Origin of the sequence: Streptomyces sp. NPDC057287, assembly GCF_042667905.1 — a bacterium.
In the GTDB taxonomy this organism is placed as follows: Bacteria; Actinomycetota; Actinomycetes; order Streptomycetales; family Streptomycetaceae; genus Streptomyces.
In genome coordinates, this window is record NZ_JBHUYV010000020.1 from 1 (window position 1) to 14,823 (window position 14,823).

The 14,823-nt window shown below is 70.2% G+C and carries 11 protein-coding genes; 8 read left to right on the forward strand and 3 right to left on the reverse strand.

What is annotated here, in order from left to right:
• The first annotated feature begins 199 nt into the window (after positions 1-199).
• From ACFUNE_RS30585 to ACFUNE_RS30605, 5 genes are all read left to right on the forward strand, one after another.
• Positions 200-1,462: an ABC transporter substrate-binding protein gene (locus tag ACFUNE_RS30585; protein ID WP_383574715.1), complete on the forward strand. Its 1,263-nt coding sequence runs from the start codon at positions 200-202 to the stop codon at positions 1,460-1,462.
• A gap of 11 nt (positions 1,463-1,473) precedes the next feature.
• A complete protein-coding gene (locus ACFUNE_RS30590) occupies positions 1,474-2,445 on the forward strand; it encodes a carbohydrate ABC transporter permease (protein WP_383574717.1) in 972 nt (323 codons plus the stop codon).
• A 5-nt stretch (positions 2,446-2,450) separates the two neighbouring features.
• Positions 2,451-3,305, forward strand: coding sequence for a carbohydrate ABC transporter permease (locus ACFUNE_RS30595; protein WP_383574718.1), 855 nt, complete (start codon positions 2,451-2,453; stop codon positions 3,303-3,305).
• A 9-nt stretch (positions 3,306-3,314) separates the two neighbouring features.
• The gene (locus ACFUNE_RS30600; protein WP_383574720.1) at positions 3,315-4,694 is read left to right on the forward strand and encodes a GH1 family beta-glucosidase; all 1,380 of its coding nucleotides are present in this window, start codon (positions 3,315-3,317) and stop codon (positions 4,692-4,694) included.
• 253 nt (positions 4,695-4,947) lie between these two features.
• Positions 4,948-5,367 carry a hypothetical protein gene (locus ACFUNE_RS30605; RefSeq protein WP_383574722.1) on the forward strand — a complete coding sequence of 140 codons (420 nt, stop codon included), beginning with the start codon at positions 4,948-4,950 and terminating at the stop codon, positions 5,365-5,367.
• 41 nt (positions 5,368-5,408) lie between these two features.
• On the opposite strand, the gene ACFUNE_RS30610 is transcribed toward ACFUNE_RS30605, so the two are convergent.
• On the reverse strand, positions 5,409-6,638 hold the full coding sequence (locus tag ACFUNE_RS30610; protein ID WP_383574724.1) for an ROK family protein: 1,230 nt from the start codon (positions 6,636-6,638) through the stop codon (positions 5,409-5,411).
• A 13-nt stretch (positions 6,639-6,651) separates the two neighbouring features.
• Positions 6,652-7,215, reverse strand: a complete 564-nt coding sequence (locus tag ACFUNE_RS30615; RefSeq protein ID WP_383574726.1) for a TetR/AcrR family transcriptional regulator — start codon at positions 7,213-7,215, stop codon at positions 6,652-6,654.
• 139 nt (positions 7,216-7,354) lie between these two features.
• On the opposite strand from ACFUNE_RS30615, the gene ACFUNE_RS30620 reads away from it, so the two are divergent.
• A complete protein-coding gene (locus ACFUNE_RS30620) occupies positions 7,355-8,785 on the forward strand; it encodes an MFS transporter (RefSeq protein WP_383574728.1) in 1,431 nt (476 codons plus the stop codon).
• Positions 8,786-8,861: 76 nt separating this feature from the next.
• Here the strand turns inward: ACFUNE_RS30620 and acnA are convergent, their stop codons facing one another.
• Complete coding sequence (acnA, locus tag ACFUNE_RS30625; RefSeq protein WP_383574730.1) at positions 8,862-11,576, reverse strand: aconitate hydratase AcnA; 2,715 nt, start codon at positions 11,574-11,576, stop codon at positions 8,862-8,864.
• Positions 11,577-11,983: 407 nt separating this feature from the next.
• On the opposite strand from acnA, the gene ACFUNE_RS30630 reads away from it, so the two are divergent.
• Positions 11,984-12,724, forward strand: a complete 741-nt coding sequence (locus ACFUNE_RS30630; RefSeq protein ID WP_383574732.1) for a GNAT family N-acetyltransferase — start codon at positions 11,984-11,986, stop codon at positions 12,722-12,724.
• 778 nt (positions 12,725-13,502) lie between these two features.
• Positions 13,503-14,822, forward strand: coding sequence for an MFS transporter (locus ACFUNE_RS30635; protein WP_383574734.1), 1,320 nt, complete (start codon positions 13,503-13,505; stop codon positions 14,820-14,822).
• The last annotated feature ends 1 nt before the right edge of the window (position 14,823 follow it).

The window sequence follows — 14,823 nt, forward strand, 5'->3', positions numbered from 1 at the left end:
CTTCGAAGCCCTCGACCAGCTCGCCATGGAACACCTCCTCGGCGTCCGCTGACCCACCCCCCGGGGCACCCGACACACCACACCGGGCGCCCCGGCTCTCCCTGCCGTGACAACGCCGGATCCGCGCAGGGTCTTGACCACCAGCCCGTGGGAGCGTTCCCATGGGCTCCGGCCACCCTCTCACCGCAAGGGCACCACCGTGACAGAACCCTCCCCGGACGGATGGATCCGACGCCGCAGCCGCCGCACCAGGCGGATCGCCGTCCCCTTCACCGTCGTCTCCGCGATCGTCGCCGGCACCGTTCTCTCGGGGTGCGGGCAGCAGCGGGATCCGGACGTGTACACCGTCATGAACTCCTCGACGGACGAGTCGTACCACCGCTGGGACGGTGACACGCTGAAGCGCTGCAGCAAGGAGCTCGGGATCACCATCGAGCAGCAGAGCGTGCCGGCCGCGCAGGTCATGACGAAGGCCCTGCGCATGGCGTCCTCGAAGTCGCTGCCGGACGTCCTCCAGCTGGACGCCTCCGAGATGCCGACCTTCGCCGAGGCCGGCGGGCTGATCCCGCTGAAGGACCTGGGGCTGACCACGAAGGACATCCCCGAGGGGATCGTCGACTTCGGTTCGTTCGACGGGAAGTACTACGGGGCGGCGCGCACGGTGAACACCCTGGCGCTGTTCTACAACAAGGACACGCTGGACAAGGCCGGTCTCGACGTGCCCACCACCTGGGCCGAGATGCAGTCGACCGCCAAGGAGCTGACCAAGGGCAAGCAGTACGGCCTGGCGCTGAGCGCGGGCGGCGCGGAGGACGGTGTCTTCCAGTTCACCCCCTTCATGTGGTCCAACGGCGGCGACGAGTCGAAGCTCGACACCCCTGAGGTGGCGGAGGCACTGGACTACTGGAAGGCGCTCCTGAAGGACGGCTCGCTCTCCAAGTCCACGGTCAACTGGACCCAGGCCGACGTGAACGACCAGTTCATGGCCGGCAACGCGGCCATGATGATCAACGGCCCGTGGCAGGTCGAGACGCTGAACGCCAAGAAGGGGCTCGACTGGGGCATCGCCGAGATCCCCGTCCCCGAGGCCGGCGACGACTCCGTCGGGCCGCTGGGCGGCGGCGTGCTCACCGTGCCCAACACCGGTGACACCGAGCGCGAGAAGACGTCCGCCAAGATCATCGGCTGCATGTCCGGCGAGCAGGAGGAGATCACCTACGCCCTCAACAGCTGGATGGTCCCGGCCAACGCCAAGGCCGCAGCCGTGTGGCGCACGAAGGCCCCGGAGCTGTCTGCCCTGGCCGGTCAGGTCGCGACGGCCCGTTCCCGTACCGCGAAGGTCGGCGCACAGTGGTCGTCCGTGTCGCTCGCCCTGCAGAGCGCCTTCCAGTCCGCGCTCACCGGCGAGTCCAGCGAGGCCGCTCTGAAGCGTGCCCAGCAGCAGGTCACGAGCGGGAACTGAGGTAACGAACCATGTCATCCACCACAGCCTCGGCCGCCGCGCTGCCGGCCGACCCCCAGGCCCCCGCGGCCGGCGCGGTCAAGAAGCCCGTGAACCCGCGCGGCGCCCAGCGGCGCAGGACGCTCGCCCAGTGGGGGTTCATCGCTCCCGCCGTGATCTTCATGGCGCTCTTCTTCGGCTACCCGCTCGTCCGCAACATCGTGATGAGCTTCCAGGACTACTCGCCGTCCACCTTCTTCACCGGCGAGGCGCCGTTCAACGGCCTGGACAACTGGAGCAACGTCTTCGAGGACGGCCTGTTCGGCAAGGCGCTCTGGCAGACGATCCTCTTCACCGTCGGATCGCTCGTCGGCCAGTTCTGCATCGGTCTGGCGCTCGCCGTCTTCTTCACCCGGCGCTTCCCGCTGAACGGCATCCTGCGCTCGCTGATCCTGCTTCCGTGGCTGGTCCCGATGGTCGTCAGCGGCATCGTGTGGCGGCGCATCTTCGACCAGGACACCGGTGTCCTCAACAGCTTCCTGGGCACCGTCGGCCTCCCCGGTGACACGCCCTGGCTGACGAGCACCAGCATGGCGCTGATCTCGGTGATCCTGGTGAACATCTGGATCGGCATCCCGTTCAACATGGTGATCCTCTACGGCGGCCTCCAGGAGGTCCCCAAGGAGCTCAACGAGGCCGCCGCGCTCGACGGCGCCTCCGCCTGGCGCACGTTCCGCTCGGTCACCCTGCCCATGCTCAAGCCCGTCATCACCGTGGTGCTGGTGCTCGGCTTCATGTCGACGGTCAAGATCCTCGACCTGGTCCTCGCCCTGACGGACGGCGGACCCGCCGACTCCACCCAGACGCTCGGCACGCTCACGTACCAGAACTCCTTCGTCCAGATGGACTTCGGGGCGGGTGCCGTGGTCGGCAACATCCTGATCCTGATCTCCGCCGTCTTCGCGGTGTTCTACCTGCGGGTCAACCGCAACGAGGGGAAGTGACCGGCATGGCGACCAACACCCAGATCCCCGCCGCCCCGGCTCCCGCCGTCCACCGGCCCGAGCGCCGCTGGGGCGCGACCGTCTTCGGCGTCGTCGTCCTCGCGGTCATGCTGTTCCCGCTGTACTGGATGATCAACACCGCGCTGCAGCCGGACGCGAGCCTCGTGGACGTGGGCCCGGTCCCGACCGGTGTGGACTTCTCCGGCTTCACGTCCGCCATCACCGAGCAGGGCACCAACCTGCTGACCTCGCTGGCCGTGGCGCTCGGCGCCGTGGCCATCTGCCTGGCGATCTCCGCTCCGGCGGCGTACGGCCTGGCGCAGTTCAAGCTGCGCGGCAGCAAGACCATCGTCTTCGGCACGCTCATCACCCAGATGGTGCCGGGCATCGTCATCGCGAACGCCCTGTACAGCGCGTACGTGGACCTCGGCCTGGTCAACTCCTACTTCGGCCTGATGCTGGCGGACGCCTCGCTGGGCATCCCCTTCGCGATCGTGCTGATGCGGTCGTTCATGGTGTCGATCCCGCGTGAGGTCATCGAGGCCGCCGAGGTCGACGGCGCGGGCCGGATCCGTACGTTCGTCCAGGTCGTCCTGCCGATGAGCCGGAACTCGCTCATCACCGCCGGGCTGTTCTCGTTCCTCTACGCGTGGAGCGACTTCATGTTCGCGCTCACGCTGAACACGACCGACGACGTCAAGCCGATCACCCTGGGCATCTACCAGTACATCGGCGCGCACGTCGGCGACTGGGGTTCGGTCATGGCCGCCTCCGTGCTCTCCGCGGTGCCCGCCGCGGTCCTCCTCGTCCTGTCCCAGAAGTACATCGCCGCCGGTATCACCGGCGGCTCGGTCAAGTAAGGGTTCCCCATGAGTGACTTCCCGGTCTTCCCGCCCGGATTCGTCTTCGGCGCTGCCACGGCCTCGTACCAGATCGAGGGTGCCGTGGAGGAGGACGGCCGCGGCCCGTCCATCTGGGACACGTACAGCCACACGCCCGGCAGGACCGACGGCGGCGACACGGGCGACGTCGCCTGCGACCACTACCACCGCTACCCGGAGGACGTGGCGCTGCTGCGCGACCTGGGCGTGGAGTCGTACCGCTTCTCGATCGCCTGGTCCCGGATCCAGGCGACCGGCAGCGGGGCGGTCAACCCGAAGGGGCTGGACTTCTACTCCCGGCTCGTCGACTCGCTGCTGGAGGCGGGCATCGAGCCGGCCGCCACCCTGTACCACTGGGACCTGCCGCAGGCCCTGGAGGACGAGGGCGGCTGGCGGGTGCGGGAGACGGCGGAGCGCTTCGGCGAGTACACCGCGATCATGGCCGAGCACCTCGGTGACCGGGTGCCGCGCTGGATCACCCTGAACGAGCCCTGGTGCAGCGCGTTCCTCGGCTACTCGGTGGGCCGTCACGCGCCGGGCGCCAAGGAGGGCCGCGGGGCGCTGGCCGCCGCGCACCACCTGCTGGTCGGCCACGGCCACGCGATGAACGCACTGCGCGCGGCGGGCGTCCGTGAGGCGGGCATCACGCTCAACCTGGACCGCAACGTCCCGGCCACCGAGTCGGACGCCGACCTCGCCGCCGTCGTCCGGGCGGACACCCAGCACAACCTGGTGTGGACCGAGCCGCTCCTCGCCGGCCGTTACCCGGCGACCGAGGAGGAGACCTGGGGCGAGCTGATCACCGGCCAGGACTTCCGCCGCGACGGCGACCTGGAGCTGATCTCCCAGCCGATGGACTTCCTGGGCATCAACTACTACCGGCCGATCGTGGTCGCTGCCGCCCCGCACCGCGAGGCCGACCCGGCGCTGCGCGTGGCGACGGACAACCGTTACGCGGAGGGCAGCTACCCGGACGTCCGCAGGACTGCCATGGGCTGGCCGGTCGTGCCGGAGTCGTTCACCGACCTGCTGACCGTACTGAAGCAGACGTACGGCGACGCCCTGCCGCCGGTGCACATCACGGAGAACGGCTCGGCGGAGTTCGACAGCGTCGAGGCGGACGGCACGATCCACGACGCGGACCGGGTGGAGTACCTGCGCACCCACCTGACGGCGCTGCGGGCGGCCATGGACGCCGGTGTCGAGGTGCACGGGTACTACGTGTGGTCGCTGCTGGACAACTTCGAGTGGGCGCTGGGCTATGCGAAGCGGTTCGGGATCATCCGGGTCGACTACGACACCCTGGAACGCACCCCGAAGGACAGCTACCGCTGGTACCAGCAGCTGATCGCGGCGCACAAGGCCTGATCGGCTCCTCCGGACGGGGGCGTACGCGTGATCCACAGCGCGTACGCCCCCGTACCCGGTTCCGGCGCGGTTCCGGGACCACCGCTCGGGCACCCCTCAGGGTTGGCTCGATTCCCACGACGGACACCCCCGGAGGCCGGCCTCAGGTGTACCTTCATGACGCCTCAGGGGGCAGGCGCCGGCTGCGAGGCCGTCACCCGGTCCGCCCGGGGCGGTGATCGAGTCCCGCGCCTCAACCTCAAGGAGTCCTCCCGTGCCCGTCACCACCGCACTGAAGACCTCGGTCACTCTCGCGGCTGCCGCACTCTTCACCGTGGGCCTGCTCGCCCAGACGGCGGGCGCCGCCGTCGCCGAGAACCCGTGGACCGCAGCCGGCACGGTCGCCGACGTGGCCGGCGTGCAGGCAACGGGCACGTGGATCGCTGCCGCCGAGATCCGCACCTACTCCGTTGGTGTGACCGTCAAGGACACCGCGGACGACGGTTACGGCGCCCGTGTGAACCTCCGTTCCGAGACCGCTGACGGCGGCGAGGTCCTCACCAGCGTCAGCGCATCGGGCAAGGGGGTTGTCACGAAGGACAGGTTGACGCTCTTCGGGAGGGTCACCGTCCAGGAGTGCCTGACCGCCCAAGGGGTCGACGTCGTCTGCGGCGAGCCCTTCCGGATCATCTGACGGCTCGCCCGGACGGCTCGTCCCGCTGTGCGACCCGGCAGTCACCGCACCGCGTACGCCGCCGGGTCGCCCAGCACTTCGTGCACCACCCGGGCCGCCGCGCCCCGTGCCGCGTCGCCGGAGACGGACGAGGCGCGCAGACGGCTGCCGTTCTCGTGCCAGCGGCCGGAGACCACCCGCGCGGTGAGCTGGGCGTCCGCGGACTTCTCCAGCCAGGGCATCAGGCTGCGGTAGATCCCGCCGAGAACGACGGCCTCCGGGTCGAACAGGTTGACCGCGCCGGCCAGCACCACCCCCATCCGGTCCCCCGCCTCGGACAGCGCGGTGACGGCCCGCTCCTGACCGGCCGCGGCCCGCTGCTCCAGCTCGGCGATCCCGCGCACCCCCGTGTCCGGGTCGATGCCTGCCGCCCGCAGCAGGGCGGCCCGGCCGGCGTACTGCTCCAGGCAGCCGTGCGCGCCGCACCGGCAGAGCGGACCCCTCGGGTCGACGACGACGTGTCCGATCTCGCCGGCGAACCCGTGGGCTCCGCGCATCATCTCGCCGTTCACCACGAGCGCGCCGCCCACTCCGATCTCACCGGTGAGATAGAGGAAGGTGCGTACGCCGCCGAGTCCGCCGAACCACAGCTCGGCCAGGGCCGCCAAATTGGCCTCGTTGTCGGAGCCGACGGCCAGCGCCCTGCCGGCCGGGCGCAGCGTGCTGAGCGCCTGCCCGAAGATGCCCTCGGCCGCGACCCTGCTCCAGCCGAGGTTGGGGGCCTGCCGGACGACGCCGCCGGAGACGAGGCCCGGGAGCGCCAGCTCGACGCCGACCACGCGCAGTTCCTGTTCCTGGGCCGAGGCGATGACGCGGTTGGTGAGGCGTGCCGCGTGGACCAGGACCTCGGCGGGAGGGACGTCCCGGTGGTCGGTGTGCTCGGTGACACGGACCCGGTCGGTGCCGGTGAGGTCGACGGCGCACACCGAGACGTAGTCGATGTTGATCTCCACGCCGAGTCCGGCCGGACCGGTGCGGGAGAGCTTCAGCACGGTGCCGGGGCGCCCGGCGGATCCGCTGGAGGTCTTGCCGGACTCGCTGAGGCAGCCCACGGCGAGGAGTTCCTCGACGAGGGAGGAGACGGCTGCCCTGGTCAGGCCCACGAGGCTCGCCACCCGGGCCCGGGTGACCTCGCCCTCGTCCCGGACGGTCCGCAGGACCAGGCTCAGGTTGTGACGCCGCACGGACTCGTGCCCGGCCTTGGCCGCAGGCGAGGTGAGGGTGTTCTTCATCAGACCGTCGAGCCTACGGCCTTGCCTGATTCATCATCATTTCCGCCATGTTCCGGGCGGCGAGCGCGGGGTGGGATGCGGGGCGGGTGACTGCGTGGGCCAGGGCTCCGTCGACGAGGACCAGGAGCTGGTCCGCCCCGAAGTCCGGGTCGGGGTGCCCGTCCCGGGTCAGCTCCTCGGCGAACAGGACGTGCAGGGCGTCCTTGTAGGCGCGCACCTCCACATGGGCCGGGTGGGCGGCGTCCGTCAGCGCCAGATCGGCCGAGGTGTAGCGGCAGCCGTGGAACGCGGGGCGCTGGGTGATCGCCTCCAGTTCGTCGAAGACCGCCAGGATCCGCTGCCGTGAGTCCTGACCGGCGCGGTCCATGACCTCGCGGTAGCGGGCCTCGCCCGGGTGGCTGCGCAGGGCCTCGGCGACCAGACCGTCCTTGCCGCCGAAGTGCTGGTAGAGCGAACGCCGGGCGACCCCGGCCTGTTTGAGGATCGCGTCCACCCCCACGTGGACCCCGTGGGTGTAGGTGAGGTCGCGGGCGGCGTCCAGCAGCCGTTCGCGGGGTCCTGGTCTCGTCGGCGTCACGCCTCCGATTCTGGCACGACATTGACAGTGGAACAACCGGTCTATCTACTGAGACCCGACAGGTAGACCATTCGTTCTATCCATCGGTTCTGTCCATCCGTTCGTGCTCTCCGTTCATTCTCTCCAAACGGGAGTGACCATGCCTCGCGCAAGCACCCTGCCGGCTGTGCTGGCCGGCGTCTTCATCACGATTCTCGACTTCTTCATCGTCAACGTGGCCGTCCCGACGGCTCAGAGCGATCTGCACGCGGATCCCGCAGCCGTCCAGTGGGTGGTGGCGGGCTACTCCCTCGCCTGCGGATCCACGCTGATCATCGGCAGCCGGCTCGGCGACATGTACGGGCGCCGCCGCGTGTTCCTCATCGGCGTCGGGCTCTTCACCCTTGCCTCGGCCGCCTGCGGAGCGGCCCCCGACACCTCGGTCCTGATCGCCGCACGCATCGTGCAGGGCGCGGCGGCCGGGCTTCTCATGCCGCAGGTCCTCGCCATCGTGCGTACCGTCCACACCGGGCGGGACCTCGCACGGGCCGTCAACGCCTATGCGTTGACGATGGGTTCGGCGGCGGTGTTCGGGCAGCTCATCGGCGGGCTGCTCATTCAGGCCGATGTGTTCGGGCTCGGCTGGCGCGCCTGCTTCCTGATCAACCTGCCGGTCGGGATCGCCGTGCTGGCCGTCGCGGGACGGGTGGTCCCGGAGAGCCGGGCCTCGGACGCCGTACGACTGGATCTCGGTGGCGCGGCCCTCATCGGCCTCGCCCTGGTGGCGTTACTGCTGCCGCTGACCGAAGGCCGGGAGCAGGGCTGGCCGCTCTGGACCTGGGCGTCCTTCGCCGGTTCGCTCGCCCTGGGATTCGCGTACCGCGCACGGCGGCACCGTGATTCGCCGCTGATCGACGGCGCCCTCTTCCGCGAACGAGGCTTCACCGCAGGGGTGTTCGCCTATCTGGCGTTCACGATGGGGATGGCCGCGTACTTCCTGGTCCTCGCCCTGTACGTCCAGGAGGGGCGCGGGCTCGACGCCCTGGAGGCCGGTCTCGTGTTCGTACCGATCGGCGCGGGCTACCTGGCCGCGTCGATGCTCGCCCCCCGGCTGGTGGCGCGTATGGGGCGCCAGGTGATCGCGATCGGCGCCCTGGTGCGGGCGGCGGGGCTGGTCCTGCTGTGCGTCATGGTGGCCCAGGAGGTCTCGATCGGGTGGCTCGTGCCCGTCCTGCTCATCGACGGGATCGGGATGGGCCTCGCCCTAGCCCCGATCATGTCCACCGTGCTGGCAGGGGTCTCCCCCCGTCACGCGGGTGCCGCGTCCGGCGTCCTCAACACGGCGCAGCAGACGGGCGGGGCGCTGGGGGTGGGCGTGATCGGGGTGCTCTATTACGGCGCCGTCTCCGAGGGGCCGTCGGTCGCCTTCCGGCACGGGCTGCTCTACCTGGCCGGTGTGGCGCTGGTCCTCGCCGGACTCGCCCAGCTGCTCCCGCGGGCCGCGGCCCGTGCCGCTACGCCACCGCCGGGCTCTCCCGCTGATCACGCTGATCCCGCTTCCCGGGGAACGGAGGTAGGCCCGCGCAATTGACCGCACGCGGAGGCCCGCATGCGGAAGGCCGCACCCCCGTCGCCGGGGGTGCGGCCCTCGCTGCCTACCTGATCCGTCAGCTGCGGATCAGGCTGCGGAGCACGTACTGCAGGATGCCGCCGTTGCGGTAGTAGTCCGCCTCGCCGGGGGTGTCGATGCGGACGACGCCGTCGAACTCGACGCCCGTGTCGGTGGTGACCTTGACCGTGCGCGGCGTGGTGCCGTCGTTCAGCTCGGTCACGCCGGTGAAGGAGAAGGTCTCCTCGCCGGTGAGGCCGAGGGACTCGGCGGTGTGGCCCTCCGGGAACTGGAGCGGGAGGACGCCCATGCCGATGAGGTTCGAGCGGTGGATGCGCTCGTAGGACTCGGCGATGACGGCCTTGACGCCCAGGAGCGCGGTGCCCTTGGCCGCCCAGTCACGGGACGAGCCGGAACCGTACTCCTTGCCCGCCAGGATGACGAGCGGGGTGCCCGCGGCCTGGTAGTTCTGCGAGGCGTCGTAGATGAACGACACCGGGCCGTCGCCCTTGGTGAAGTCGCGGGTGAAGCCGCCCTCGGTGCCCGGCGCGATCTGGTTGCGCAGGCGGATGTTGGCGAACGTACCGCGGATCATGACCTCGTGGTTGCCACGGCGCGAGCCGTAGGAGTTGAAGTCGCGGCGCTCGATGCCGTGCTCCGTGAGGTACTTGCCGGCCGGGGTGTCGGCCTTGATCGCACCGGCCGGGGAGATGTGGTCGGTGGTGACCGAGTCGCCCAGCTTGGCGAGCACACGGGCGCCGGTGATGTCCTCGACCGGGGTCGTGTCCATCTGCATGCCCTCGAAGTACGGGGGCTTGCGCACGTAGGTGGACTCGGAGTCCCACTCGAAGGTGTTGCCGGTCGGGATCGGCAGCGCCTGCCACTGGGCGTCGCCCGCGAAGACGTCCTGGTAGGACTTGTTGAACATGTCCTCGCCGATGGAGTTGGCGACGACGTCGTTGACCTCGGCCTCGGACGGCCAGATGTCCTGGAGGAAGACGGGCTTGCCGTCCTGGTCGACGCCGAGGGCGTCCTTGGTGATGTCGACCTTCATCGAACCGGCGATGGCGTACGCGACGACCAGCGGCGGGGACGCCAGGTAGTTCATCTTGACGTCGGGGTTGATCCGGCCCTCGAAGTTGCGGTTGCCGGAGAGCACCGAGGTGACGGCGAGGTCGTGGTCGTTGACCGCCTTGGAGACCTCGTCCGGCAGCGGGCCGGAGTTGCCGATGCAGGTGGTGCAGCCGTAGCCGACGAGGTTGAAGCCGACCTTGTCGAGGTACGGGGTCAGGCCCGCCTTGTCGAAGTAGTCGGTGACGACCTTCGAGCCCGGGGCGAGGGTGGTCTTGACCCACGGCTTGCGGGTCAGGCCCTTCTCGACCGCCTTCTTCGCCACGAGCGCCGCGGCGACCATGACGTAGGGGTTCGAGGTGTTGGTGCAGGAGGTGATCGCGGCGACGGTGACGGCGCCGTGGTCGAGCTCGTACGTCGTACCGTCGGGGGCGGTGACGGTGACCGGGTTCGACGGGACGCCGTTCGAGGCGGCCGGGGCGTCGGAGGCAGGGAAGGACTCCTTGCCCGCCTCCTCGTCGTCCGCGACGTAGTTGCGCACGTCCTGGGCGAACTGCGCCTTGGCGTTCGCCAGGACGATGCGGTCCTGCGGGCGCTTCGGGCCGGCGATGGAGGGGACGACCGTGGAGAGGTCGAGCTCCAGCTTCTCGGAGAAGTCGGGCTCGGCGGCCGGGTCGAGCCAGAGGCCCTGCTCCTTGGCGTACGCCTCGACGAGCGCGACCTGCTGGGCGTCGCGGCCGGTCAGGCGCAGGTACTTCAGCGTCTCGTCGTCGATCGGGAAGATCGCGGCGGTGGAGCCGAACTCCGGCGACATGTTGCCGATGGTGGCGCGGTTCGCGAGGGAGGTGGCGGCGACGCCCTCACCGTAGAACTCGACGAACTTGCCGACGACGCCGTGCTTGCGGAGCATCTCGGTGATGGTCAGCACGAGGTCGGTGGCGGTGGTGCCGGCCGGGAGCTCGCCGGTCAGCTTGAAGCCGACGACGCGCGGGATGAGCATGGAGACGGGCTGGCCGAGCATCGCGGCCTCGGCCTCGATGCCGCCGACGCCCCAGCCCAGCACACCGAGGCCGTTGACCATGGTGGTGTGCGAGTCGGTGCCGACGAGGGTGTCGGGGTAGGCCTGGCCGTTGCGGACCATGACCGTGCGGGCCAGGTGCTCGATGTTGACCTGGTGGACGATGCCGGTGCCCGGGGGGACGACCTTGAACTCGTCGAAGGCGGTCTGGCCCCAGCGCAGGAACTGGTAGCGCTCCTTGTTGCGGCCGTACTCCAGCTCGACGTTCTGGGAGAACGCGTCGTTGGTGCCGAACTTGTCGGCGATGACGGAGTGGTCGATGACCAGCTCGGCCGGGGCCAGCGGGTTGATCTTCGCCGGGTCCCCGCCGAGCTCCTTGACGGCCTCACGCATGGTGGCGAGGTCCACGACACACGGGACGCCCGTGAAGTCCTGCATGATCACGCGAGCCGGCGTGAACTGGATCTCCTGGCTGGGCTGGGCCTGCGAGTCCCATCCTCCGAGCGCCCGGATGTGGTCGGCGGTGATGTTCGCGCCGTCCTCGGTGCGGAGCAGGTTCTCCAGCAGCACCTTCAGGCTGTAAGGGAGGCGCGCGGAGCCCTCGACCTTGTCCAGCTTGAAGATCTCGTACGACTCGTCGCCCACGCGCAGCGTGCTGCGGGCGTCGAAGCTGTTCGCCGACACGACAGTCTCCTTCTTCAATGTGCGCGTTCAACCGCGCCGCGCCTCATGTGCGGCCGGCGCCGCCTGCGGCCCCCACCATCCGCTAAGGTAAGGGTTAGTTAGGTAACCCTTACCGAGCGGCGGCTGCGGTGCGCCTCGGCAGATATCTCGATGTCGAGATAACTCTAGTACATCGCCGCCGCGCGGTCATGCCCGGGAGTCCGTGTCCGGCGCCACTCCGCGATGACGCACGGCCACGACCAGGGGCCGGACGGGTTCCGTCCGAATCCGAGGTGGCCGCGTCCTCGGCGGTGCGGGCGGACCGGCGCACCCGAGCGTGACGAGACGTCACCGTGCGCAGCGTTCCGGGGCGCCACGGCAGGGCAGCCGCACACCGACGACGACCACCCGGCCCAGAGAAGGCGCGCATGTTATTCACCACCACCTCCGAGGCCGTAAGGGCATGGGTCCACGGCTGGGCCCTCTCGCGCGGTGCCGGCGAACCGAGCGCGAAACCCTGGGGCTTCACGGTGACGATCGGACTCCCCGGCCACCCCGTGAGCCACGTCCTGCCCTCCGCCGACGAGGCGACCGTAAGGGCACTCACCGCAGGCGCCACCGGCCCCGGCGTCAGACTCAAGGCATTCGTCCCGGCAGAGTCGCTCGGATCCTGGATCGCGCCGGGCTGGGCACTCACCGGCACGACCGGCTTCCTCATGTCCACGGCCCTGCGTCACGACGCCGTCCGCACACCGCCCGTGCTCCCCACCGGATACCGGCTGCGCACCTGGACCCGCTCGGGCGTGGCCCACGCACGGGTGCACGATCCCGACGGCACCACCGCCGCGCACGGCCAGATCTCGGTCGACGGCACCACGGCGGTCGTCGACAGGGTGGAGACCCACCCGGCCCACCGGCGCCGCGGGCTCGGCCGGGCGGTCATGAGCACCCTCACCGGAACGGCCGCCGAACGGGGCGCCACGGTGGGCCTGCTGGCGTCGACGACGGCGGGCCGCGCCCTGTACGAGGCGACGGGGTGGCGCGTCGCGGCACCCTTGGCCAACGCCTTGAGGGGGCCGGACCCGGCCCCGACGGACCTCACCCCCAGGAACGCGGGCGGGACCGGCAGGCCGCCTTCGGCCGGCACGGGCGCCGGACACCGCGTCTGACGGGACAGCCCTCCACAGCGGTGTGCGGCCGGCGCATGCGCCGACCGCACCCGGCCCGCCGGATGGAGGCCGGCGCGTCCACCACAGCACCCCGGCGCCGGCACCGCCGCGCACGGGCGACACGCCACCCCCGGGCACCGCCTCACCTCCGGGCCTCCGGACCTCCGGACCTCCGGGTCTTCAGACCTCCGGACCTCCGGACCTCCGGGTCTTCAGGCCTCTGGACCTCCGGGTCTTCAGACCTCTGGACCTCCGGACCTCCGACCGTGGCCGGGAGCACGGGCCGCGGGGCACCCGCAGCAGCTGCCGCCCGGCCCGGAGCGCCCGACCTGCGCACCCCCTCGCGCGGTTGCCCGCATCGGCCCGAAGAGCCCGGGCGACGGGCAGCGACATGCGCCGGCCGCGCCGAGCCGCACCCTCACAGCCGGAAACGATCCGGTGCGGCGCACATCACGGTCCTGGTCTGCGAGTTGATCGATCCTCAGGCGTTGACGCAGGGCGGCTCCGCCATCGGACACCCCGTCACCACCCCCTCCCGCACCGACCTCGACGCGCCTCGCCCTCACCCTGCGACCGACCAATACGTGAACAGGGGTTGAATCGAGCCATCGGACGAAGTTAATCTCCACCAGTCGAGATCGATGCGGCGGAAAACTCCACCGCATCGCCATCCGTGTCCCTCGGTTCTCCGGCGACCCGGCCTTCCTCATCCATGCCCCATGCCCCGACATCTCCCCCAGCGGTGAGTCGCACTCCTCGGAGGTACGTGTTGTCGTCTGTGAGCCCAGCCAGGAAGAAGCCGTGGTTCCGGCAGTTGGGCCGGGAGCAGCTGCGCGCGCTCCTGGCCGCATGGATCGGCTACATGCTCGACGGGTTCGACTTCGTCCTGCTCACCTATGTGCTCAGCGACATCTCCGCCGAGTTCGACGTGTCACTCGCCACCGCCAGCACCCTTCTGGTGGCGACCTTCGGCTCACGCTGGCTGGGCGGCGCCCTCTTCGGATCCGTCGCGGACCGGTACGGACGCAAATCGGCCATGGTCTGGTCGATCGTGCTCTACTCGGCCGGCACGTTCCTGTGCGGGCTCGCCTGGAGCTTCGCCGCCATCTTCGTCTTCCGCCTGATCGTCGGCATCGGGATGGCAGGCGAGTACAGCGCGAGCAGCACCTACGCGGTGGAGAGCTGGCCCCAGCACCTCAAGAACAAGGCCAGCGCGTTCCTGATCACGGGCTTCGCCGTCGGCGGCCTCGTCGCCGCCCAGGTGTACGCACCCGTCGTCGAGAACTTCGGCTGGCGCGCCCTCTTCTTCCTCGGCATCCTGCCGGTGTTCGTCGCCGTCTACATCCGCCGGTCGGCGCCGGAATCCCCTGAGTGGGAGGCCGCGACCCAGGAGGCCGGAACGGAGCACAGGTTCTCCGCACTCGCGCTCTTCGGCCGCCGCAGGCTTCCCGTCACCCTGATGCTGATCGTCGTCGTCTTCCTGGCCTTCTGCACCAACTGGCCCGTGTCCGGTCTGATGCCGGCCTACCTCGAGTCCATCGGCTACGACCGCGGGACGACCGGCGACATCATGTTCTACGCCGGACTCGGCACCGTCATCGGCACCGCGGCCTCCGGCTTCATCGGCGACCGGTTCGGTACGGCCCGCACCTACGCGGGCACCCTCTTCGTCTCGCTGGCGTTCCTCTTCCCGGTCTTCGCCGTCGGCGCCGACCACACGATCGCGCTCGTGGCCCTCCTCTTCTGCTTCATGGGGACCAACTTCGGCATCTCCGGCCTGCTCCCCAAGTACCTCTACGACTTCTTCGACGCGCGCACCCGCGCCTCCGGCATGGGCACCGTCTACAACATCGGCGCCATCGGGGGCGGTGTAGCCCCGTGGTTCGGGGCGATCCTGGGCGACTCCTGGGGCCTCGGCACGGCCATGGCCACGCTCACCGCGATCGGCGTCGTCACCCTGGTCCTGCTGGTCGCGCTCGACGTCCCCGGCAGGCTCCTCCGGCGCCAGGAGGCGCAGGGGGGCTCCGTACCGCACGAACCGGGAGACGCGCCCGCTGCCGTGTCCGGGAGGAAGAGCGTTGATGCCGACCACCGCTGAA

Bases quoted from the DNA above. Each gene is read 5' to 3' on its own strand.
- ACFUNE_RS30590 (WP_383574717.1), top strand. From the start codon at position 1,474: ATGTCATCCACCACAGCCTCGGCCGCCGCGCTGCCGGCCGACCCCCAG.
- ACFUNE_RS30595 (WP_383574718.1), top strand. From the start codon at position 2,451: ATGGCGACCAACACCCAGATCCCCGCCGCCCCGGCTCCCGCCGTCCAC.
- ACFUNE_RS30600 (WP_383574720.1), top strand. From the start codon at position 3,315: ATGAGTGACTTCCCGGTCTTCCCGCCCGGATTCGTCTTCGGCGCTGCC.
- ACFUNE_RS30610 (WP_383574724.1), bottom strand. From the start codon at position 6,638: ATGAAGAACACCCTCACCTCGCCTGCGGCCAAGGCCGGGCACGAGTCC.
- ACFUNE_RS30620 (WP_383574728.1), top strand. From the start codon at position 7,355: ATGCCTCGCGCAAGCACCCTGCCGGCTGTGCTGGCCGGCGTCTTCATC.
- ACFUNE_RS30630 (WP_383574732.1), top strand. From the start codon at position 11,984: ATGTTATTCACCACCACCTCCGAGGCCGTAAGGGCATGGGTCCACGGC.